This window comes from Streptomyces sp. NBC_00582 (genome assembly GCF_036345155.1).
Lineage (GTDB): Bacteria > Actinomycetota > Actinomycetes > Streptomycetales > Streptomycetaceae > Streptomyces.
This window is the reverse complement of sequence record NZ_CP107772.1, coordinates 7,918,273-7,940,375: the sequence shown is the minus strand read 5'-3', so window position 1 is coordinate 7,940,375 and position 22,103 is coordinate 7,918,273. Positions and strand designations below refer to the sequence as shown.

Here is a 22,103-nt window from a genome sequence, read left to right as displayed (position 1 = left end):
GCGTCAGCCGGTGACCTTGGCGACGAAGGCGGCGAGGTTGGTCGTCGTCCGCCGGATCTTCTCCTCCAGCGTGATCGTCTCGGGCAGCCGGGCGCCGATGCCCGCGTCGCGCAGTCCGCGCAGGTAGAGCGAGCAGGCGAGGTCGGCGCACAGGTACGCGCCCACGGAGTTGCCCTGCTGGCCGGCCCGCCCCGCCCGGGGGGCGACCATCAGGGCGACGCCGCCGGAGTGGGTGGTCAGGCACATCGAGCACATGCTCCGCCGGGCCTGCCCGACCGCGCCGGCGGAGGCGCGCAGGGCGAGGGCCGTGGGACGGCCGTCCAGTTCGGCGACGAGGTAGGCGCGGTCGGGGGCCTGGGGGTCGCGCCAGCCGAGGTAGTCGAGGTCGTCCCAGGGCCGGTCGGCCAGGTCGCGCGGGACGGACAGGCGCTTGGCCTCGCCCTTGGTGCAGTTCACGAAGGCGGCGCGGATCTGTTGCTCGGTCAGCGGCTTCATAGAGGTGACGGTAATTTGCCTAAAGCTTTTAGGCAAATGCATACTTGGTTCAGGCGAAGGGAGAGACGGCATGGTGCGGGTCGGGCTGACCACGGAACGCCTGGTGCGGGCGGGCGCCGAGCTGGCCGACGAGGTCGGCTTCGACGAGGTGACCGTCTCGGCGCTGGCCAGACGGTTCGACGTCAAGGTGGCGAGTCTGTACTCCCATGTCCGCAACTCCCAGGACCTGCGGACCCGGATCGCCCTGCTCGCCCTGGAGGAGCTCGCCGACCGGGCCTCCGAGGCGCTGGCCGGACGAGCCGGCAAGGACGCCCTGAGCGCACTGGCCAACGTCTACCGCGACTACGCCCATGAGCACCCCGGCCGCTACGCCGCCGCCCAGCTCCGGCTCGACCCGGAGACGGCGGCCGCGAGCGCGGGGGTCCGGCACGCGCGGATGACCCGGGCGATCCTGCGCGGCTACGACCTCGCGGAACCGGACCGGACCCATGCGGTCCGCCTGCTCGGCAGCGTCTTCCACGGCTATGTCAGCCTGGAGCTGGGCGGCGGCTTCAGCCACAGCGCCCCGGACACCGACGAGACCTGGACCCGCGTCCTGGACGCCCTCGACGCGCTGCTGCGCACCTGGCCCGCCGCATGACCGGGCCCGCGTGGATCACCACGCCGATCACCGCGGACCTGCTGCGCGGCGCCCTGGACGTCGAGCGCACCGAGCACGGCGTCCTGCCGCACCGGCTGCCCGCCCGGGCCCGCGCCCAGTGCTCCGACGGGCAGTTGCTCATGGCCGAGTCCCAGCCCTCGGGCGTACGGCTGGCCTTCCGCAGCGCCGCCACCGCCGTCGAGCTGGTCGCGCTGCCCACCCGGCGGGCCTATGTGGGCGCGCCGCCCCGCCCCGACGGCGTCTACGACCTCCTCGTCGACGGCCGCCCGGCCGGGCACGCGAGCGTGACGGGCGGCGGCCGCACCCTGACCGTCGACATGGCGGCCGGCACCAGCGACCTCTCCCCCGGCGAGCCGGGCACCGTCCGCTTCACCGCTCTGCCGGGCGGGCCGAAGGACATCGAGATCTGGCTCCCGCACAACGAGACCACCGAGCTCCTCGCGCTGCGCACCGACGCCCCGGTCGAGCCCGCCCCGCCCTCGGGCCGCAGGGTGTGGCTGCACCACGGCAGTTCGATCAGCCACGGCTCCGACGCGGCGAGCCCGACCGGCGTCTGGCCGGCGCACGCGGCGTCGCTGAGCGGCGTGGAGCTGATCAACCTGGGGCTGGGCGGCAGCGCCCTGCTCGACCCGTTCACCGCCCGCGCGCTGCGCGACACCCCCGCCGACCTGATCAGCGTCAAGATCGGCATCAACCTGGTCAACACCGATCTGATGCGGCTGCGCGCCTTCGGCCCCGCCGTCCACGGCTTCCTCGACACGATCCGCGAGGGCCGTCCGACCGTCCCGCTGCTGGTCGTCTCACCGATCCTGTGCCCCATGCACGAGGACACCCCCGGACCGACCGCCCTGGACTTCACCGCGGCCGCCGAGGGCAAGCCGTGGTTCCAGCCGATGGGCGACCCGGCCGAGGTGGCGAGCGGAAAGCTCACGCTGCGCGTCATCCGCGACACACTCGCCCGCCTGGTGGAGCAGCGCTCGGCCGACGACCCGCACCTGCACTACCTGGACGGCCGCGAGCTGTACGGCGAGGCCGACGCCGGCGAACTCCCGCTCCCCGACGGCCTTCACCCCGACGCGGCGACCCACCTCCGTATGGGAGAGCGCTTCGCCGCACGGCTGCTCACCCTGTAGCAGGCTACGGCCGTACGATCCCCGCCGCCCGCGCCGCCACCAGCCACTTGGGGAACTCGCCCACCAGCCGGTCGTAGAGCTCCGCGTCGGAGACCCGGCGCGGATCCGGACCGGCGTGGAAGAACCCGGCGTTGTCGACCACGCGCTTGCCGGGTACGGCGAGTTCGTCGAGCTTGCGCAGGAAGTCGAACTGCTTGCTGCCCCGGTCGCCGAAGCCGATGAACTGCCAGAACAGCGGCAGCCTGGCCGCCTTGCACAGATAGCGTTCGGCGGCGAGCTTGTTGATGGGGCCGCCGTCGGTCTGGAAGACGACAAGCGCGGGCTCACGCGTGCCGCTGTCGAGGTAGTGGTCGATGACCGCGTCCATCGCCAGGTGGTAGCTGGTCTTCCCCATGTGCCCGAGCCCGGCCACGATCCGCTCCACCCGCCCCTGGTGGCCGGCGAGTTCGATGTCGGTGACGGCGTCGACGTCGGTGGAGAAGAACACGACGGGGACCCGGCCGTCGTCGTCGAGGTGCGCGGACAGGCCCAGCACCCGGTCGGCCAGCGCCTGCACGCTGCCGTCCCGGTAGTACGGCTTCATCGACCCCGAGTAGTCGACCACCAGGTAGACGGCGGCCCGCCGGCCGTCCAGACCGTGCTTCGTGAGGGACACCCCGGCGCTCTTGTAGAGGTTCACCAGCGCGGGAGCGGTCTCCTGGACCTTGCTCAGACTGATCGCGACCATGGCCCCCACCCTCCCACACCCGGCGGCGTTCGCTATTTTGTTCGCTCTTGTCGAGAAGCACCCCGCCGAGAAACGCCCCGCCGCGAAACACCCAGCCGAGAAACGCCCCGAGGAGCCGGTCCGTGGAGTCCGAGTCCACCGTCACCACCTGCTACCGCCATCCCAAGGTGGAGTCCCACGTCCGCTGCGTCCGTTGCGAGCGCTTCATCTGCCCGGACTGCATGCGGGAGGCGGCCGTCGGCCACCAGTGTCCCGAGTGCGTACGGGAGGGCGCGCGGTCGGTGCGTCAGGCCCGTACCGTCGTCGGCGGCCGGGTGTCGGCGGTGCCGCTGGTGACGTACGCGCTGATCGGGCTCAACGTGCTCGCGTATCTGGCGGAGTTGGTGGACGAGGACGTCGTCAACCGGTTCGCCGTGCTCGGCACCCTGCCGCCCGGCTACGTCCCCTGGGGCGTCGCGCACGGCGAGTGGTACCGGCTGCTCACCGGGGCGTTCCTGCATCAGCCGCCCACCCAGGGCACGTTCGGGATCCTGCACATCGTGATGAACATGGTGTCGCTGTGGAACCTGGGCCGGGTGGTGGAGGCCCAGCTCGGCCGGATCCGCTATCTCGCCCTCTACCTGCTGTCGGCGCTCGGCGGTTCGGTGCTGGTGCTGCTGATCGTCCCCATGGTCTTCACGGTCGGCGCCTCCGGCGCGATCTTCGGCGTCGGCGCCGCCTACTACGTCCTGGCCCGCCGGCTGGGCGCCGACATGAGCCAGGTCAACCGGTTCATGGCGGGGCTGCTGCTGTGGCTGGTGATCTCGGCGGGCCTGACGTCCTGGCAGGGACACCTGGGCGGCCTGCTGACGGGCGGCGCGGTGGCCCTGGCCTTCGCCTACGCGCCCCGGGACCGGCGCCGGCCGTGGATCCAGGCGGGGGTGTGCGGGGCGCTGCTGGTGCTGCTGCTGGTGTGCGCGTGGGCGAAGGTCCAGCAGCTCACCTGATCAGGGACGCTCGACGACCTCGCCGTCGCCGAGCTCCAGCACCCGGTCGGCGAGGCCCAGGAGTTGGGGGTCGTGGGTGGCGACGAGGGCCGTGACGCCCTCGCCGCGCACCACGGCCCGCAGCAGTTCCATCACCGCGAGGCCGGTGGCGGCGTCGAGCTGGCCGGTCGGCTCGTCGGCGAGCAGCAGGGCGGGCCGGTTGGCGAGGGCGCGGGCGATGGCGACCCGCTGCTGCTGACCGCCCGAGAGCTCGGCCGGCCGCTGTGCCTCGTGCCCGGCGAGACCCACCAGGGCCAGCAACAGGGCCACCCGCTCGTCGCGTTCACGCGGCTCGGCCTGGCGCAGCCGCAGCGGCACGCCCACGTTCTCGGCGGCGGTGAGGATCGGGATCAGCCCGAACGACTGGAAGACGAACCCGATCCGGTCGCGGCGCAGCTCCAGCAGCCCGCTCTCGCCGAGCGTCGACAGATCGGTGCCGTCGAGGACGATCCGGCCGCGCTGCGGGGAGTCGAGGCCGCCGATCAGATGCAGCAGGGTCGTCTTGCCGGAGCCGGAACGGCCCTTGAGGGCGACCAGTTCGCCGCGCCCGACGGTGAAGGACGCCCCGCGCAGCGCGTGGACGGCGGCGGCGCCCGTGCCGTAGGAGTGGTGCAGATCCTCCACGAGCAGCATGGGGTCCGCCGCACGATCGGTGGTGCCGGTCGCGAGGGCGGCGGTGGTGTCCGTCATCCCGGCATCCCATCCGCTGCCCGCCCACACCGTCAAGTGCCGCACGCATCGCGCCCCGAACACATGTACCCGCCCGGTAACTCCGTGATATGCATGCCGCGTAGGGGGACTTCGGGGGGCGGGGGAAGCGTGACGGGCTTCTTGGTGCTGCGCGTGCGCGCGCACCGGCTGCTGCTCACGGCCGCCCTGCTGGCGGTGCTCCTGACCTCCTCGGTGCTCGCCGCGCTCGCCGCGTTCTCCGGTTCCGTCGGCGACGCGGCCCTGCGCACCACGCTGAGCGGCCGGGCGGCGGCCTCGGCGGCGCTGGTGGTCGAGACGGACGTACCCCGCGACGAGGCGGCGCGGACCGTGACCCGGCGGGCGCGGGAGGCGTTCGACGGGCTGCCGGTGACCGTGCGGGCGCTGGAGCGTTCGACGGCGTACGCGCTGCCCGGAACCCAGCGGGCGGGACAGCCCGACCTCACCTTCCTCGCCTCCCTGGACCCGTCCCGGATCCGGCTGGTCGCGGGCACCCTGCCCGGCCCGGCACCGGCCCGGACCGCGCCGGTGCCCGTCGCGCTGCCCGAGGCGGCCGCCGACCGGCTGCGGCTCGGGCCCGGGGCGCGCGTCGAGCTCGGCGACCGGCTGACCGGGAAGCCCCTGACGGTCCGGGTGACCGGTGTCTACCGGGCGGCCGACACCGCCGACCCGTACTGGCAGGCGGACTCCCTGGGCGGGCAGGGCGTGCGCACGGTCGTCTTCACCACCTACGGCCCGCTGCTGGCCGACGCCTCCGTGCTCGCCTCGGGCCGCGCAACCACCGACGGCACCACCTGGGTGGCGACGGCCGACTACCGCACGCTCACCACCGACGGCATCGACCGGCTGCGCACGGCGAACGCACGGGCGGCAGGGGAGCTGCGCGAGGCGCTCGGGGAGAGCGCGTCCGTGCGCACCGACCTGCCCGGCCTGCTCGACCGGACCGCGCGGGCCCTGCTCGTCTCCCGCTCCACCCTGGCGATCGTCTCGGTGCAGCTGATGCTGCTCGCCGGGTACGCGCTGCTGCTCGTGGCCCGGCTGCTGGACGGCGAGCGGGCGGGCGAGACCGAACTGCTGCGGGCCAGGGGCGGATCGCGCGGCCGTATCGCGGGGCTGGCGGCGCTGGAGGCGCTGCTGCTCGCGGTGCCGGCGGCGGTCGGTGCCGCGCTGCTGTCCGGTCCGCTGGCCGGGCTGCTCGCCCGCTGGTCCTCCCTCGACCGGCTGGGACTGCGCCTGGACACCGCCCCGGCGGGCCGCGTGTGGCTGGTCGCGTGCGGGGTCGCCGCGGCCTGCGCGGCGGCGGTCGTGGCGCCCGCGCTGGCGGCGACGGCGGGCGCGCCCGTACGGCTGCGCCGGGTCCGGGCCGCGGCCTCGGCCGCGCCGGTGCGCGCCGGAGCCGATGTCGCGCTGCTGCTGATCGCGGGGATCGCCTACTGGCGGCTCGGCCGGCGGACCGACGCCGGCGGCGGCGCGCTCAGCCGGGACCGGGCCGGGGAGCTGGGCGTCGATCCGCTGCTGGTCGCCGCGCCCGCGCTGGCGCTGCTGGCGGGCACGGTGCTGACGCTGCGGCTGCTGCCGCTGGTGGCCCGGCTCGCGGAGCGGCGGTCCTCGAGCGGGCGGGGCCTGCCGGCGGCGCTCGCGGGCTGGCAGTTCAGCCGGCGCCCGCTGCGCGGGGCGGGCCCGGTGCTGCTGCTGGTGGTGGCCGTGACGACCGGGATGCTGGCGATCGGACACGGCGCGTCCTGGGACCGGTCGCAGGACGACCAGGCCGACTTCCGCACCGGCGCCGCCGTGCGGGTCCTCGACACCAGGCCGGGCAGCCCCGGCCAGACGGGTCTCTACACCGCGCTGCCCGGGGCCCGGGACGCCGCCCCCGCCCATCGCACCACCCTGGACCTCTCCGGCGGCCGTACGGCCACGGTCCTCGCCCTGGACACGGCCCACGCCCGCGACGGGATGCTGCTGCGCGGCGACCTCGCCGACGAGACCCCGGCGCGGCTGCTGCGGTCGCTCGCCCCCGCGAAGGACACCGACCGCGCGATACGGCTGCCGGACGGCACCCGGCGGGTCTCACTCGACGTACGGCTCACCGACGTCACGGGGGCGGGGTCGCGCCCCTCCGGCCTCGCGCCGCAGCTGACCCTGGTCGTCGAGGACGGCTACGGCATCGCCTACCGGCTGAGCGCCGGGAAGGTCCCCGTGGACGGACGGGTGCACCGGGCCGTCGTGGACCTGGACGTGACGGCGACCGGCGGGCGCGCCGCACCGGCCGGCCCGCTGCGGCTGACCGGGCTTCAGCTCGACGGCGCCTCCCCCGACGGCCGCCCGCAGGGGCACCGGCTCACCGTCGAACGGCTGCTCTCCACCGGGTCCGACGGCTCCGCGCGGACGGTCCCGGTGCCCGGGGGACCGCGCTGGCTGGGCAGCGGCACCGTGTCGGAGAACGGCACGACCGTGGCCAGGACGAAACTCACCCCCCTCGTACGGAAGGACGCCCCGCTGACCGTCGAGTACGGCACCGGCGTCGGCGACGGCCGCGTCCTCGCCGCGCCGATGTTCACCGTCCGCGTCGACACCGCCGGTGCCCCGGCCGCGACGAGCATCCCCGGGGTGGCCACCCGGGACTTCCTGCGCGCGGCGGGTGCGGGCGTCGGTGACGGCATCGACGTGCCCCTGGCCGGGGAACGGCTGCGGGTGCGGATCGTACGGTCCGTGGAGGCCCTGCCGACGACCGCCGCCGGCCCGGACGGCGGGGCGGTGGACGGGGGTGCGCTGCTGCTCGATCTGCGGGCCGTCGACGCGGCGCTGGCCGCGCGGGCGAGTGTGCCGCTCACCCCGAACGAGTGGTGGGTGGACCCCGCCCCGGGCGGGGCCGCGCGCGTCGCCGCCGCGCTGCGGGCGCGCCCCGATCTCACGCCGGAGCAGGTGCTCGTGCGGGACGAGACCGCGGCCGCGCTGCTGCGGGATCCGCTCGGCGCCGGGCCGCGCTCGGCCCTGACGGCCGTCGCGGTGGCCGCCGCCGCCCTGGCCGCCGGGGGTTTCGCGGTGAGCGCCGCCGGGGCGCGACGGGAGCGCTCGGCGGAGTTCGCGGTGCTGCGGGCGCTGGGCGCGCCGCGCCGGGACCTCGCCCGGCTGGTGGCGACCGAGCAGAGCCTGCTCGTCGGGGCCGGGCTGCTCGCCGGTCTGGGGCTGGGGACCGTGCTGACCCGGGCCGTCGTCCCGCTGATCGTGCTGACCTCCGAGGCCGCGCGGCCCGTCCCGCCCGTCCTCGTCGAACTCCCGGTGGCGCGGGTGGCGTTGCTGCTCGCGGGGGTGGCCGCCCCGCTCCTGCTGATCACCGCCGTCTCCGCGCTGCGCCGGGCCGAACCGGCCGTCGCGCTGCGCCACCAAGGGGAGGACTAGATGTCCCCGGACACACAGGGCGCGCCCTGGGTGCGGACCCGGCTGCGCACCGCGCCCCTGGCCGCCGTCGCGTTCGGGGCGCTGGTGCTGGTGACGGCGTTCCTCGCGGCCCTGCTGCCCCGGGCCGTCGAGGCGTACGGCACCCAGGGGCTGCGCGCGGCCGTCGCCGCCGCTCCCGCGCAGTCCACCGTGCTGGAGCTGACGGCCCCGCAGCCGGGGCTCGAACTGCCGCGCGAGGCCCGCGAGGACGCCGTACGGCCCGGGGTGCTCGCGGCGGTCGCCGCCCGGGCGTCCGCGTCGCTGCCGGAGCCGCTGCGGGCGGACCCCGCCGAGTCCGCGTACGGGGTGCGGACCGCGAAGAGCCTGGAGGCACAGGAGGCCGCGCTCCCCCGCCCCGACGGGTTGCCGCCCCGGTTCACCCTGCTCACGCAGTCGGGGCTCGCCGGGCACGCCGCCGTACGGGAGGGCCGGCTGCCCGCCGCCCACGGGGCGGTGACGACGGGCACCCGGGCGCTGGAAGGCGCCGTGACCGTCGAGACCGCCCGGACCCTGAGGCTGCGGATCGGCTCCACCGTCACGCTGGCCGGGTTCACGGACGCACCGCTGACCGTCCGGATCACCGGGATCCTCGCGCCCCGGCATCCCGGGCGGGGCTACTGGTCCGTGGAGCCGACCCTGCGCGCCCCCGCCCTGGCCTACGTCAAGGGCAGCCCGCCCCGCTTCTACTGGGAGGCGGGCCTGCTGCTGGCGCCCGGGGCGGCGCCGGCGCTGCTCGGCGGCGGGGGCCAGCCGGAGAAGTACTGGCGGATCGCCCCCGCCACCGGGCGGCTCACCGCACGGGACGCCCCGGCGCTCGTCGAGGCGGTCGCCTCCCTCGAAGGCGGCCCTGCGCTGCTGCGGCTGCGGGGGGCGGCCGGTCCGACGGCCCGCCTCTCCACCGGTCTGGAGCAGGTGGTCGGCTCCTCCACGGCAGTGCGCGAGGCGATCACGCCGGTGGTCGCCGTCGCTGCCTTCGGGATCGCCGCCGTCGCCGTCGTCGTCCTGCTCATGAGCGCGGCTCTCGCCGCCGCCCGCCGCGAACGGGAACTCGCCCTGCTGCGGGCCCGGGGCGGTTCGCTGACCGGCATCGCGGGACGGCTGCTCGGGGAGACGGCCGTGGTGGCGGTGCCCTCGGCGGCCGGCGGACTGCTCCTGGCCGTGCTCGCCGTGGACGGGGCCCGGCTCCTGCCCGCCGTGCTCGGCGCGGGTGCCGTGGCGGTCCTCGCCTGCGCCGCGCTCCCGGTGCGCGCGCTCGTCGCCCACCGCAGCCCGCGGGCGCACCAGGAGCGCGACGACCTCGCCCACGCCCGTCCCGGGGCGCGCCGCACGGTCGCCGAACTGACCGTGCTGGTGCTGGCCGTCGGCTCGGTGGCGGCGTTGCGCCGGCGGGGCACGGGCACGACGGGCGACCTGCTGGTGAGTGCCGCGCCGGTGCTGGTCGGGCTGGTCGCGGCGCTGATCCTCGTACGGCTGTATCCGCTGCCCCTGCGGTGGGCCGCGCGGCCGGCCGCGCGGCTGCGGGGCGCGGTGGGGTTCCTGGCGCTGGCCCGCGCGGGCCGGTCTCCGGCGGCGGTCGCGGCGCTGCCGCTGCTCGCGCTGCTGACGGCCCTGACGACGGCCGCGTTCGGGGGGTCCGTGCTGAGCGGGGTCGCGGACGCCCGGGACCGGGCCGCGCTGCTGACCACGGGCGCGGACGCGCGGATCGCCACGACAGACGGCACGCGGCTCCCTGCGGGCCTGGCGCGAGCGGTGCGGGGTGTGGCGGGGGTACGGGAGGTGGCGGACGTACGGTTCGAGCGTGCCGCGACGAGCGCGTCCGACGAGACGCACCCGCTGGCCGTCGTCGGGGTCGAGCCGGACGCGTACGCCGGGCTGGCGCGGCGGGTCGGGCTCGGCGGTTTCCCGGCCGGGCGGCTCTCGTCGTCGGGCGGGGTGCTGGACGCCGTCGCCTCGCCCGGGGTCGCCGGGCGGCTGGGGCGGGCGCCGCGCCGGATCGTGACGCCGGACGGGACGGTCACGGTGCGGATCACGGCCGTGCGCTCCCGCACCCCCGCCGTCCCCGACGGTGAGTTCCTGCTGGTCGACATGGCGGGTCTGCCGGGTTCCGGCGGTCCCACGACCCTGCTGGCGGCCGGTGCCGGACTGGACGCGGACGCGCTGCGGGCTGCCGTGCGCGGGGCGGACCTCACGGTGACCCTGCGCTCCCTGGAACGCGCGGCGCTGTCCGACACGCCGCTCCAGGAGGGCGCCGGGCGGATCTACGGCTGGGCCGTCGTCGCGGGCGCCGGGTACGCCGTGCTCGCCCTGCTGCTCTCACTGCTGCGGTCCGCGCCGGAGCGGGCGGCGCTGCTGGCCCGGCTGCGCACCCTGGGGCTGACGACCCGCCAGGGCCGGCGGCTGCTGGGTCTGGAGGTGCTGCCCCAGGCGCTCGTCGCGGCCGGCGGGGCTGTCGCCGTCGGCTGGGCCACCGTCGTGCTGCTCGCCCCCGGCATCGATCTGGACCGGCTGGCCCTGCCGGCCGGTGCCGGCGTGGCGGGCGCGACCCTGCGGACCGACCCGTGGTCGCTGGTCCTGCCGGCTGCGGGCGCGGTGCTGCTGTCGGGCGCGGTGGCGCTCGCGCAGGCCTGGTGGGCGGGGCGCCGGACACCGATCACCCATCTCAGGGCGGGAGACATGCGATGAGCGGGAGCACCGAGTCGCTGGCGGAGCTGGAACGGCGGGCGGCCGACCGGCGCGACCGGCCCGTCTACGGGCACGACGCGCTGATCGCCTGCGACCGGCTGGTGCGGATCTTCGCGGGGCGCGGGGGCGGGGACGCCGTGGAGGTGCAGGCGCTCCAGGGGCTCGATCTGCTGGTGCGCGAGGGCGAGCTGATGGCGCTGGTCGGGGCGTCCGGCAGCGGCAAGTCGACGTTGATGAACATCCTCGCGGGCCTGGACGTCCCCACCGCGGGCTCCGCGCGGGTCGCGGGCCGCGATCTGCTGACAATGGACGCGAAGGCGCGGCTGCGGTACCGGCGTGAGGTGGTGGGGTTCGTCTGGCAGCAGACGGCCCGCAACCTGCTCCCGTATCTGACGGCCGCGCAGAACGTGGCGCTGCCGCTGCAGCTGGCGGGGGTGCGGCGCGGGAAGCGGGCCGGGCGGGCGGCGGAGCTGCTGTCCCTGCTCGGGGTCGCCGACTGCGGTGAGCGGTATCCGCGGCAGATGTCCGGGGGCCAGCAGCAGCGGGTCGCGATCGCCGTTTCCCTGGCCAACGCGCCCTCGGTGCTGCTCGCCGACGAGCCCACCGGTGAGCTGGACTCGGCGACCGGGCAGCAGGTGTTCGCGGCGTTCCGCCGGGCCAACGAGGAGCTGGGCACGACGGTCGTCGTCGTCACCCACGACCAGGCGGTGGCCGGCGAGGTCCGGCGCACGGTCGCGATCCGCGACGGCCGCACCTCGACGGAGGTGCTGCGCCGCACCGAGGTCGACGAGGAGGGCCGGGAGTCGCTGGTGGCGCGGGAGTACGCGATGCTCGACCGCGCGGGCCGGCTGCAGTTGCCCGCCGAGTACACGGCCGCGCTGGGGATGGCGGACCGGGTGCTGCTGGAGCTGGAGGAGGACCACATCCAGGTGTGGCCGGACGGCGACGCGGACCGTTCCGGCTGAGGACGTGCGGCGGCGCCTGCCAGGTCGTCCGGTCGGGGACAGTGAGGCAGGCGCCGGCCTGTGTTCCGTACGCCGTTGTACGGGACGTTCTCTGGGGTGCTCCTGTGCGGTGCTGCCTGTGCGGTGCTTCAGACCATCAGCGCGCGGTCCGTCGGGCGGATCGGGGCCGGCAGGTCGCTGGCGCCGGTCAGGAAGCGGTCGCAGCCGCGGGCGGCGGAGCGGCCCTCGGCGATCGCCCACACGATGAGCGACTGGCCGCGGCCCGCGTCACCGGCGACGAAGACGCCCGGCACGTTGGTCTGGAAGTCGGCGTCGCGGGCGATGTTGCCGCGCTCGTCGAGGTCCAGGCCGAACTGCTCGACCAGGCCGTTCTCGCGGTCGGTGCCGGTGAAGCCCATGGCGAGGGTGACGAGCTGGGCGGGGATCTTGCGCTCGGTGCCCGGCTTCTGGGTCAGCTTCCCCTCGACGAACTCGACCTCGGCCAGGTGCAGCCACTGGACGTTGCCGTCCTCGTCGCCCTCGAAGTGGGTGGTGGAGACGGAGTAGACCCGCTCACCGCCCTCCTCGTGCGCGGACGTCACCTTGTAGAGCATCGGGAACGTCGGCCAGGGCTGGTTCGCGTTCCGCTCCTCGCCCGGGCGGGGCATGATCTCCAGCTGGGTGACGGAGGCCGCGCCCTGGCGGTGTGCGGTGCCCACGCAGTCGGCGCCGGTGTCGCCGCCGCCGATGACCACGACGTGCTTGCCCTCGGCCGAGATCGGGGAGGTGACGTAGTCGCCCTCCTGGACCTTGTTGGCCAGCGGCAGGTACTCCATCGCCTGGTACACGCCCTTGAGCTCACGGCCGGGGACCGGGAGGTCACGGGCGGTCGTGGCACCGGCGGCGATGACGACCGCGTCGTACCGCTTCTTGAGGTCGGTCGCCTTGAGGTCGCGGCCGATCTCGATGCCGGTGCGGAAGCGGGTGCCCTCCGCGCGCATCTGCTCGATACGGCGGTTGATGTGCCGCTTCTCCATCTTGAACTCGGGGATGCCGTACCGCAGGAGGCCTCCGATGCGGTCCGCGCGCTCGTAGACGGCGACGGTGTGGCCCGCCCGCGTGAGCTGCTGGGCGGCGGCCAGACCCGCCGGGCCCGAGCCGATGACGGCGACGGTCTTGCCCGACAGGCGCTCCGGGGCCTGCGGGGCGACGGTGCCCGCGTCCCACGCCTTGTCGATGATCGAGACCTCGACGTTCTTGATGGTGACGGCCGGCTGGTTGATGCCGAGCACGCACGCCGACTCACAGGGCGCCGGGCAGAGGCGGCCGGTGAACTCGGGGAAGTTGTTCGTGGCGTGCAGGCGCTCCGACGCCGCCGACCAGTCCTCGCGGTAGGCGTAGTCGTTCCACTCGGGGATGAGGTTCCCGAGCGGACAGCCGTTGTGACAGAACGGGATGCCGCAGTCCATGCACCGGCTGGCCTGCTTGCTGATGATCGGCAGCAGCGAGCCGGGGACGTAGACCTCGTTCCAGTCCTTGAGGCGCACGTCGACCGGACGGGACTTGGCGACCTCACGGCCGTGGTTGAGGAAGCCCTTCGGGTCAGCCATTGGTCGCCGCCTCCATCATCTTCTCGGTGATCTCGGACTCGGAGAGTCCCGCCTGCTCGGCGGCGTCCTTGGCGGCGAGCACTGCCTTGTACGTGCTGGGGATGATCTTGCTGAAGCGCGCCGCGGACGCGTCCCAGTCCACGAGGAGCTTCTCGGCGACCGTGGAACCGGTCTCCTCGGCGTGGCGGCGCACCACGTCGTGCAGCCACTGCTTGTCCGCGTCGTCCGGCGCCTCCACGGCGTCCAGGTTGCCGACGTTGACGTTGTCGCGGTCGAGGTCGATCACGTAGGCGATGCCGCCGGACATGCCGGCCGCGAAGTTGCGGCCCGTCTCGCCGAGGACCACCGCGCGACCGCCGGTCATGTACTCGCAGCCGTGGTCGCCCACGCCCTCGGAGACGACCAGCGCGCCGGAGTTGCGGACGCAGAACCGCTCACCGGTACGGCCGCGCAGGAACAGCTCGCCGCCGGTGGCGCCGTAGGCGATGGTGTTGCCCGCGATGGTGGAGTACTCGGCGAGGTGGTCGGCGCCCCGGTCCGGGCGGACGACGACACGGCCGCCGGAGAGGCCCTTGCCGACGTAGTCGTTGGCGTCGCCCTCCAGGCGCAGCGTGACACCGCGCGGCAGGAAGGCGCCGAAGGACTGACCCGCGCTGCCGGTGAAGGTGATGTCGATGGTGTCGTCGGGCAGGCCCGCGCCGCCGAACTTCTTCGTCACCTCGTGGCCGAGCATGGTGCCGACCGTGCGGTTGATGTTACGGACCTTGACCTGGGCGCGCACCGGCTGGGCCTCGGTGGCGTCGGAGGCGGCGAGCGCGTCGGCGGCGAGCTTGATGAGCTCGTTGTCGAGGGCCTTCTCCAGACCGTGGTCCTGGGCGACGGCGTGGTGGAGCACCGCGCCCTCGGGCAGCTCGGGCACGTGGAACAGCGGGGCGAGGTCGAGGCCCTGCGCCTTCCAGTGGTCGACGGCGCGCCGCACGTCGAGGACCTCGGCGTGGCCGACGGCCTCCTCGATGGAGCGGAAGCCCAGCTCGGCGAGGATCTCGCGGACCTCCTCGGCGATGAACGTGAAGAAGTTCACCACGTACTCGGCCTTGCCGGAGAAGCGGTCGCGCAGGACCGGGTTCTGGGTGGCGATGCCGACCGGGCAGGTGTCCAGGTGGCAGACGCGCATCATGACGCAGCCGGAGACGACGAGCGGCGCGGTCGCGAAACCGAACTCCTCGGCGCCGAGCAGCGCGGCGATGACGACGTCACGGCCGGTCTTGAGCTGGCCGTCGGTCTGGACGACGATCCGGTCGCGCAGGCCGTTGAGCAGCAGGGTCTGCTGGGTCTCGGCGAGACCGAGCTCCCAGGGGCCGCCCGCGTGCTTGAGCGAGGTCAGCGGCGAGGCACCGGTGCCGCCGTCGTGGCCGGAGATCAGCACGACGTCCGCGTGCGCCTTCGACACACCCGCCGCGACCGTGCCGACGCCGACCTCGGAGACCAGCTTCACGTGAATCCGCGCCTGCGGGTTCGCGTTCTTCAGGTCGTGGATCAGCTGGGCCAGGTCCTCGATGGAGTAGATGTCGTGGTGCGGCGGCGGGGAGATCAGACCGACACCCGGGGTGGAGTGCCGGGTCTTGGCGACCCACGGGTAGACCTTGTGGCCGGGCAGCTGACCGCCCTCGCCGGGCTTGGCGCCCTGGGCCATCTTGATCTGGATGTCGTCCGCGTTGACCAGGTACTCGCTCGTCACGCCGAAGCGGCCGGAGGCGACCTGCTTGATCGCGGAGCGGCGCGCCGGGTCGTACAGGCGGTCCGGGTCCTCGCCGCCCTCACCGGTGTTGGACTTGCCGCCCAGCTGGTTCATGGCGATGGCGAGGGTCTCGTGCGCCTCCTTGGAGATGGAGCCGTACGACATGGCGCCGGTGGAGAAGCGCTTGACGATCTCGGAGACCGGCTCGACCTCGTCGATCGGGATCGCTTCCCGGCCGCTGCTGAAGCCGAACAGGCCGCGGAGCGTCATCAGGCGCTCGGACTGCTCGTTCACCCGGTCCGTGTACTTCTTGAAGATGTCGTAGCGGCCCGCGCGCGTCGAGTGCTGGAGGCGGAAGACCGTCTCCGGGTCGAACAGGTGCGGCTCACCCTCGCGGCGCCACTGGTACTCGCCGCCGATCTCCAGCGCGCGGTGGGCGGGCGCGATGCCGGAGGCCGGGTAGGCCTTGGCGTGGCGGGCGGCGACCTCCTGGGCGACGACGTCGATGCCGACGCCGCCGATCTTGGTGGCGGTGCCGTTGAAGTACTTCTCCACGAAGGCGTCGTCGAGACCGACGGCCTCGAAGACCTGGGCGCCGCGGTACGAGGCGACCGTGGAGATGCCCATCTTGGACATGACCTTCAGGACACCCTTGCCGAGGGCGTAGATCAGGTTGCGGATGGCCTTCTCGGGCTCGATGTCCGACAGGAAGGTGCCGGCGCGGACCAGGTCCTCGACGGACTCCATCGCCAGGTACGGGTTGACGGCGGCGGCGCCGAAACCGATCAGCAGGGCGACGTGGTGGACCTCGCGGACGTCACCGGCCTCGACCAGCAGGCCCACCTCGGTGCGCTGCTTGGTGCGGATGAGGTGGTGGTGGACGGCCGCGGTGAGCAGCAGCGACGGGATCGGCGCGTGCTCGGCGTCCGAGTGGCGGTCCGACAGGACGATCAGCCGGGCGCCGTTGTCGATGGCGGCGTCGGCCTCGGCGCAGATCTCGTCGATGCGCGCGGCGAGGGCGTCACCGCCGCCGTGCACCCGGTACAGGCCGGAGAGCGTCGCGGCCTTGAAGCCGGGCATGTCGCCGTCGGCGTTGATGTGGATGAGCTTGGCCAGCTCGTCGTTGTCGATCACCGGGAAGGGCAGGGTGACCGAACGGCAGGAGGCGGCCGTCGGCTCGAGCAGGTTGCCCTCGGGGCCCAGCGACGAGCGCAGGGAGGTGACGAGCTCCTCGCGGATCGCGTCCAGCGGCGGGTTGGTGACCTGCGCGAACAGCTGGGTGAAGTAGTCGAAGAGCAGCCGCGGACGCGAGGACAGCGCGGCGATCGGCGAGTCGGTGCCCATGGAGCCGATCGGCTCGGCGCCGGCCTTGGCCATCGGCGCGAGGATGACGCGCAGCTCCTCCTCGGTGTAGCCGAAGGTCTGCTGGCGGCGGGTGACCGAGGCGTGGGTGTGCACGATGTGCTCCCGCTCGGGCAGGTCGCCCAGCTCGATCTCGCCGGCCTCGAGCCACTCGGCGTACGGGGCCTCGGCGGCGAGCTGCGCCTTGATCTCGTCGTCCTCGATGATGCGGTGCTCGGCGGTGTCGACGAGGAACATCTTGCCGGGCTGCAGGCGGCCCTTGCGGACGACCTTGGCGGGGTCGATGTCGAGGACGCCGACCTCGGAGCCGAGGACGACGAGGCCGTCGTCGGTGACCCAGTAGCGGCCGGGGCGCAGACCGTTGCGGTCGAGGACCGCGCCGACCTGGCTGCCGTCGGTGAAGGTGACGCAGGCCGGGCCGTCCCAGGGCTCCATCATCGTGGAGTGGAACTGGTAGAAGGCGCGCCGGGCCGGGTCCATGGAGTCGTGGTTCTCCCACGCCTCCGGGATCATCATCAGCACGGAGTGCGGCAGGGAGCGGCCACCGAGGTGGAGCAGCTCGAGCACCTCGTCGAAGGACGCCGAGTCGGAGGCGTCCGGCGTACAGACGGGGAAGATCCGCTCCAGGCCCTGGTCCCCGAACAGGTCGCTGACCAGCTGGGACTCACGGGCGCGCATCCAGTTGCGGTTGCCCTTGACGGTGTTGATCTCACCGTTGTGCGCGACGAAGCGGTACGGGTGCGCGAGCGGCCACGAGGGGAAGGTGTTCGTGGAGAAGCGCGAGTGGACGAGCGACACGGCCGAGGCGAAGCGGCGGTCGGACAGGTCCGGGAAGAAGGGCTCGAGCTGGCCGGTGGTCAGCATGCCCTTGTAGACGATCGTGCGGGCGGAGAGCGACGGGAAGTACACGCCGGCCTCGCGCTCGGCGCGCTTGCGCAGCACGAACGCCTTGCGGTCGAGGGCGATGCCCCGGCTGGCGCCGTCGGTCACGAAGATCTGCCGGAAGACCGGCATGGTGGAGCGGGCGGTGGCGCCGAGCAGCTCGGGGGCGACCGGCACCTCGCGCCAGCCGAGGACGGTCAGGTCCTCTTCGCCGGCGATCGTCTCGATCTGCGAGACGATCTCCTGGGTGCCCTCCTCGGGCAGGAAGGCGATGCCCACGGCGTAGGAGCCGGCCTCGGGCAGCTCGAATCCGGCCACCTCGCGGAAGAACGCGTCGGGGACCTGGGTGAGGATGCCCGCACCGTCGCCGGAGTCCGGCTCGGAGCCGGTGGCGCCGCGGTGCTCGAGGTTGCGCAGAACGGTCAGCGCCTGCTCGACCAGCGTGTGGCTCGCCTCACCGGTGAGGGTGGCCACGAAGCCGACGCCACAGGCGTCGTGCTCGTTGCGGGGGTCGTACATACCCTGCGCAGCAGGGCGAGCATCCATGAAGGACCAGTTCTGGCCATTCGCGGAATGCTGGGACGGCTGGCGCGGCGTACGCATCGGCTCTCCCGTCGTCGTCTCAAGTGGCATGTGTGGCGTGCCGAGGGACGACGTTGGCCCTCTGCGTGTGCGCAAAATTTCGTGCAGGTTACATGATGGAGCGGTTCTCGGGAACCGGATACTCCGTTCCAACATGCGGACGCCACAGGCGTACGGCGGGGGTACCGTGCGCGTGGCTGGAAGTGTGTGGGACCGAACGGGACAGATCGGTGTCCGTCGATCCGGGGCGGGAAGAGCGTCGTCGTTCGCCCCGCGAGTGCGCCGCAGGCGTCATTGCCCACAGCGCTTACGGCTCATGCCCGCTGGTTAAGCACTCGAAACCATTCAGTAACGGCTACTTATGCGGCCCATCGCATAAGTAGCAGTCGCACTATCCTACGGCCGTTCCGAACAAACTGCCCAGGGCGTACGTCACACCGGCCGCGGCACCACCGAGGGCGAGCTGTCGCAGTCCGCTGTACCACCAGGTCCGCGCGGTCACCCGGGCCACGACCGCCCCGCACGCGAAGAGCCCGAACAGGGCCAGCAGCACGGCCGGCCACAGCGCGCTCGCGCCGAGCAGATACGGCAGTACGGGCAGCAGCGCGCCCAGCGCGAAGGAGCCGAAGCTGGACACGGCGGCGACCAGCGGCGAGGGCAGGTCGGAGGGGTCGATGCCCAGTTCCTCCCGGGCGTGGATCTCCAGCGCCTGCTCGGGATCACGGGAGAGCTGCGCCGCGACCTGCCGGGCGAGGTCGGCGTCGACGCCCCGCGCCGCGTACAGGGCGGCGAGCTCGGCCTCCTCGTCCTTCGGGTGCTTCCTCAGCTGGACGCGCTCGACGTCCAGCTCGGCCTCGACCAGCTCACGCTGGGAGGCGACGGAGGTGTACTCACCGGCGGCCATGGAGAAGGCGCCGGCGGCGAGCCCGGCCAGCCCGGTCAGTACGATGGCCTGCTGACCCACGGCGCCGCCGGCGACACCGGTCATCAGGGCGAGGTTGGAGACCAGGCCGTCCATGGCGCCGAAGACGGCGGGGCGCAGCCAGCCGCCGTTCACATCGCGGTGCGTGTGGTTGTCGCGGTGCGCCTCGTGGAGCGGCGCCTCGATGTCGATGATGGCCATGGAAGTCCCCCGGGAAGATGAGCCAGGATAGGTGAGCCAAAGCTAACTTTGGATTGATTCTAATTTCCGACAACGCCAAAGTACGTCTCATTCTTCCCTCTCGCCAGCAAGGAAAGGCTCGGCTAACCTGCGCTTTCACATCCGAGCGCTCATTCGATCGGGAGTGCGCACAAATGTCGACCGGGTGATATGAGGGGATTCCAGGCTCGGGTCAACCGCCGATGGTGGGACACATCCGCAAACGGTTCCGCGTCCGTGCGGAGCCTGCGGAGGAGAGGCCCCGTATGCCAACCATCCGTGAACGAGCCCGCGGCGCCCTGCTCGGCCTCGCCGTCGGAGACGCCCTCGGGGCACCGGCCGAGAACATGAAACCGTCGGAGATCCGCGCGCGGTGGGGCCGCATCACCGGGTACGTCACCGACCGGCCGGCCGGGACGGACGACACGGAGTACACGATCTTCTCCGGCCTGCTCCTCGCCCGGCACGGCTCGGCCCTCACCCAGGCGCATGTCGAGGCCGCCTGGCACGAGTGGATCGCCGACCGCGACGAGGGCCCCTTCCGGGGCGCCGGCTTCAGCGAGCGCGGCACGCTGGAGAACCTCCGCCGGGGTCTGGCGGCCCCGATCTCCGCCCAGCACCGCCACGCCTGGAGCGACGGACTGGCCATGCGCGCGGCGCCGTTCGGTGTCTTCGCGGCGGGCCGCCCGGCGGAGGCGGCCCGGCTGGTCGCCATCGACGGCGCGGTGAGCCACGACGGCGAGGGCATCTACGGCGGTCAGGCGGTCGCGGCCGGCGTGGCGGCGGCGATGGCGGGCGCGCCGACGACCGCGGTGGTCGCCGCCGCCCTCGCGGTCGTCCCCGAGGACTCCTGGACGGCCCGCTCCCTGCGCCGCGCGGTGGCCGTCGCGCACCGGGGAGAACGCGCGGTCCGCTCCGCCGTCGTGATCGGCGGCTACCCCTGGACCGACCTCGCCCCCGAGGCCGTCGCCCTCGCCTTCGGCGCGTACGCGGCGGCGGACGGCGACTTCCCGGAGGCGGTCCTCACGGCCGTCAACATGGGGCGCGACGCCGACACCACGGCGGCGGTGGCGGGCGCCCTCGCCGGCGCCACCCAGGGCGTCGCGGCCGTCCCGACCACCTGGGCGGCGGCGATCGGCCCCGCCCGCGGCACCTGCCTGCCCTCCATGGCCGGCCACCACATCCTCGACGTGGCGGAACTCCTGGTCCCGGACGACGGCGGCAAATGGGGCGAGGGCCTGGTCCCCCCGGAATCCCTCACGGACCTCCTCCACCACGTCCACCGCACCACCCACCCGGAGGTACCGGCATGAAACCACCAGGCCCATGGGACGAGGGGGAGCCGTCGGGGACGGCAGCGGTGGACGAGGGGGTGCCGCCGGGGGCGGCGACGCGGGACGGGGGAGTGCCGTCGGAGGCGGGGACGGGGGACGAGGGGGTGCCGCCGGGCACGCCGGACGAGGAAGCGCCGTCGCAGGCCGGGACAGCGGACAAGGAAATGCCGCCGGGGGCGGGGACGCGGGACGAGGAAGCGCCATCGGAGGCGGGGACGGGGGACGGGGGGGTGCCGCCGGGGACGACGACGGCGGACGAGGAAATGCCGCCGGACGCCGGGACAGCGGACAAGGAAATGCCGTCGGGGACGGGCACGCGGGACGAGGGGGTGCCTGCCGGCACGGGCACGCGGGACGAGGGGGCGTCTGCCGGGACGGCTATGGCGGACGAAGGGGGAGCGGCGGAGCCGGGCGGACTCGCGGTCGCCGACGGTGGGGGCGCCCCCCTGGGGCCACCCGCACCCGACGACGAGACCCGCACGGGTGGTGCGGGTGGGAAACCGCGGGCCGAGGGCGAAGCCGAGGCCCGCGTCCACGGCCTCCTCCTCGGCCTCGCCGCAGGCGACGCCGCCGGCTGGCCCGCCGCCCGCCACCGCGCCTCCCGCATGCCCGACTGGACCCGCCGTCTCACCCGCGAACTGGACACCTTCGCCGAACACAACGCCACGACCACCCTCCCCGTCCCCATCGCCCTGAACCAGCCCCCCGAACCGCTCCGCCTCGGCCCCTCCGACGACGCCGAATGGGCGGCCTTCGCGGCGGAAGCGGTCCTCAGGGCCGGAGACGACACCGCCCTCGGCGACCTCAGCCGAGAACGCCGTATGCGCGCCGCCATCGACCTCACCTGGAACGCCCTCGCCTGCGAGATCGCGGCGGCGGCCGACCGCGCCCCCGAGATCGAGTCCGCCGTCCTCCCCCTGCGCGCCCGCATCTCCGTCCGCGCCGGCCTCGGCAACCTCGCGACCGGCCTACGACCCCCCGCCACCGGCCACGACAACCCGCACTACTTCGACGACGCCGCGTGCGTCCGCGCATGCGTCCTCGCGGTCGCCCACCCCGGCGACCCCCGACTCGCCGCCGAACTGGCCGAGTTCGACGCCCGCTACACCCAGGACGGCGACGGCGTGCACGGCGCCCGTGCGATGGCGGCGGCCGTCTCCCTCGCCCTGACCGGCGCACCCCCCGAGGCCTGCACCACCGCGGCCCTCGCCGAACTCCCGGAACACACCGAGATCGGCCGCAACGCCCGCCACGCGCTGCGACTCGCCCACGACGCGGGCAGCGCCTTCACCCTGATCCCCCTCCTGGAACACCAGATCGTCGACCACGTCTACAGCTACGGCATCGCGGCCGCCGAGACGGTCCCGGTTGCCCTGGCCCTGGTCAGCGCAGCCGAGGGCCGTCTCCAGGAAGCCGTACCGGCGGCGGCCTGCCTGTCCCGGGTCGCCGACTCGGCCCCGGCGCTCGCGGGCGCGCTGGCGGGCGCGCTCGGCGGCAAGGACGCGATCCCCGCCTCCTGGCGCGACGCCTGCCGTGTCCTCTCCGGCTGCGCACTCCCCCGCCTCACCGGCACCGACCTGGTGGAACTCGCCGAACTCCTGGAAGCCACGCAACCGGCGCCACCAGGAGGATGATTCG

The 22,103-nt window shown here is 74.1% G+C and carries 14 protein-coding genes; 8 read left to right on the top strand and 6 right to left on the bottom strand.

The window, feature by feature from the left end:
- Nucleotides 1-3: 3 nt before the first annotated feature.
- Entirely contained in the window at nucleotides 4-495 is a 492-nt protein-coding gene (locus tag OG852_RS35885) for an FBP domain-containing protein (protein ID WP_330350102.1), read from the bottom strand.
- A gap of 70 nt (nucleotides 496-565) precedes the next feature.
- On the opposite strand from OG852_RS35885, the gene OG852_RS35880 reads away from it, so the two are divergent.
- Together OG852_RS35880 and OG852_RS35875 are read left to right on the top strand one after the other, a co-directional pair.
- Nucleotides 566-1,135: a TetR/AcrR family transcriptional regulator gene (locus tag OG852_RS35880; RefSeq protein WP_133910142.1), complete on the top strand. Its 570-nt coding sequence runs from the start codon at nucleotides 566-568 to the stop codon at nucleotides 1,133-1,135.
- Nucleotides 1,132-2,289, top strand: a complete 1,158-nt coding sequence (locus OG852_RS35875) for a lipase (RefSeq protein ID WP_330350101.1) — start codon at nucleotides 1,132-1,134, stop codon at nucleotides 2,287-2,289. The genes OG852_RS35880 and OG852_RS35875 overlap by 4 nt, the downstream gene beginning before the upstream one ends.
- A 4-nt stretch (nucleotides 2,290-2,293) precedes the next feature.
- Here OG852_RS35875 and OG852_RS35870 read toward each other — a convergent pair whose 3' ends face one another.
- Nucleotides 2,294-3,016 (bottom strand): vWA domain-containing protein, encoded by a 723-nt coding sequence (locus tag OG852_RS35870; protein WP_133910140.1) that lies wholly within the window; start codon nucleotides 3,014-3,016, stop codon nucleotides 2,294-2,296.
- Nucleotides 3,017-3,138: 122 nt separating this feature from the next.
- Between OG852_RS35870 and OG852_RS35865 the strand changes: the two genes are divergently transcribed.
- A complete protein-coding gene (locus OG852_RS35865) occupies nucleotides 3,139-4,002 on the top strand; it encodes a rhomboid family intramembrane serine protease (protein ID WP_133910139.1) in 864 nt (287 codons plus the stop codon).
- Here OG852_RS35865 and OG852_RS35860 read toward each other — a convergent pair whose 3' ends face one another.
- Complete coding sequence (locus OG852_RS35860; protein WP_330350100.1) at nucleotides 4,003-4,731, bottom strand: ABC transporter ATP-binding protein; 729 nt, start codon at nucleotides 4,729-4,731, stop codon at nucleotides 4,003-4,005.
- 129 nt (nucleotides 4,732-4,860) lie between these two features.
- Here OG852_RS35860 and OG852_RS35855 point away from each other — a divergent pair, with 129 nt between their 5' ends.
- Genes OG852_RS35855 through OG852_RS35845 form a run of 3 tightly spaced genes read left to right on the top strand, consistent with a single transcriptional unit; the run spans nucleotide 4,861 to nucleotide 11,837 of the window.
- Complete coding sequence (locus OG852_RS35855) at nucleotides 4,861-8,151, top strand: FtsX-like permease family protein (protein ID WP_330350099.1); 3,291 nt, start codon at nucleotides 4,861-4,863, stop codon at nucleotides 8,149-8,151.
- Complete coding sequence (locus OG852_RS35850) at nucleotides 8,152-10,872, top strand: ABC transporter permease (protein WP_330350098.1); 2,721 nt, start codon at nucleotides 8,152-8,154, stop codon at nucleotides 10,870-10,872.
- A complete protein-coding gene (locus OG852_RS35845) occupies nucleotides 10,869-11,837 on the top strand; it encodes an ABC transporter ATP-binding protein (RefSeq protein ID WP_330350097.1) in 969 nt (322 codons plus the stop codon). The genes OG852_RS35850 and OG852_RS35845 overlap by 4 nt, the downstream gene beginning before the upstream one ends.
- A 128-nt stretch (nucleotides 11,838-11,965) precedes the next feature.
- On the opposite strand, the gene OG852_RS35840 is transcribed toward OG852_RS35845, so the two are convergent.
- The 3 genes from OG852_RS35840 to OG852_RS35830 all read right to left on the bottom strand — a co-directional run bounded on the left by OG852_RS35840 (nucleotide 11,966) and on the right by OG852_RS35830 (nucleotide 19,113).
- Complete coding sequence (locus OG852_RS35840) at nucleotides 11,966-13,426, bottom strand: glutamate synthase subunit beta (protein WP_133910134.1); 1,461 nt, start codon at nucleotides 13,424-13,426, stop codon at nucleotides 11,966-11,968.
- On the bottom strand, nucleotides 13,419-18,011 hold the full coding sequence (gene gltB, locus OG852_RS35835; RefSeq protein WP_330350096.1) for a glutamate synthase large subunit: 4,593 nt from the start codon (nucleotides 18,009-18,011) through the stop codon (nucleotides 13,419-13,421). The genes OG852_RS35840 and gltB overlap by 8 nt, the downstream gene beginning before the upstream one ends.
- Before the next feature lie 370 nt (nucleotides 18,012-18,381).
- Entirely contained in the window at nucleotides 18,382-19,113 is a 732-nt protein-coding gene (locus tag OG852_RS35830; protein ID WP_133910132.1) for a VIT1/CCC1 transporter family protein, read from the bottom strand.
- A 284-nt stretch (nucleotides 19,114-19,397) separates the two neighbouring features.
- Here OG852_RS35830 and OG852_RS35825 point away from each other — a divergent pair, with 284 nt between their 5' ends.
- Both OG852_RS35825 and OG852_RS35820 read left to right on the top strand, forming a co-directional pair.
- Nucleotides 19,398-20,444, top strand: coding sequence for an ADP-ribosylglycohydrolase family protein (locus OG852_RS35825; protein WP_133910131.1), 1,047 nt, complete (start codon nucleotides 19,398-19,400; stop codon nucleotides 20,442-20,444).
- A gap of 401 nt (nucleotides 20,445-20,845) precedes the next feature.
- A complete protein-coding gene (locus OG852_RS35820) occupies nucleotides 20,846-22,099 on the top strand; it encodes an ADP-ribosylglycohydrolase family protein (RefSeq protein ID WP_330351554.1) in 1,254 nt (417 codons plus the stop codon).
- Nucleotides 22,100-22,103 lie beyond the last annotated feature (4 nt).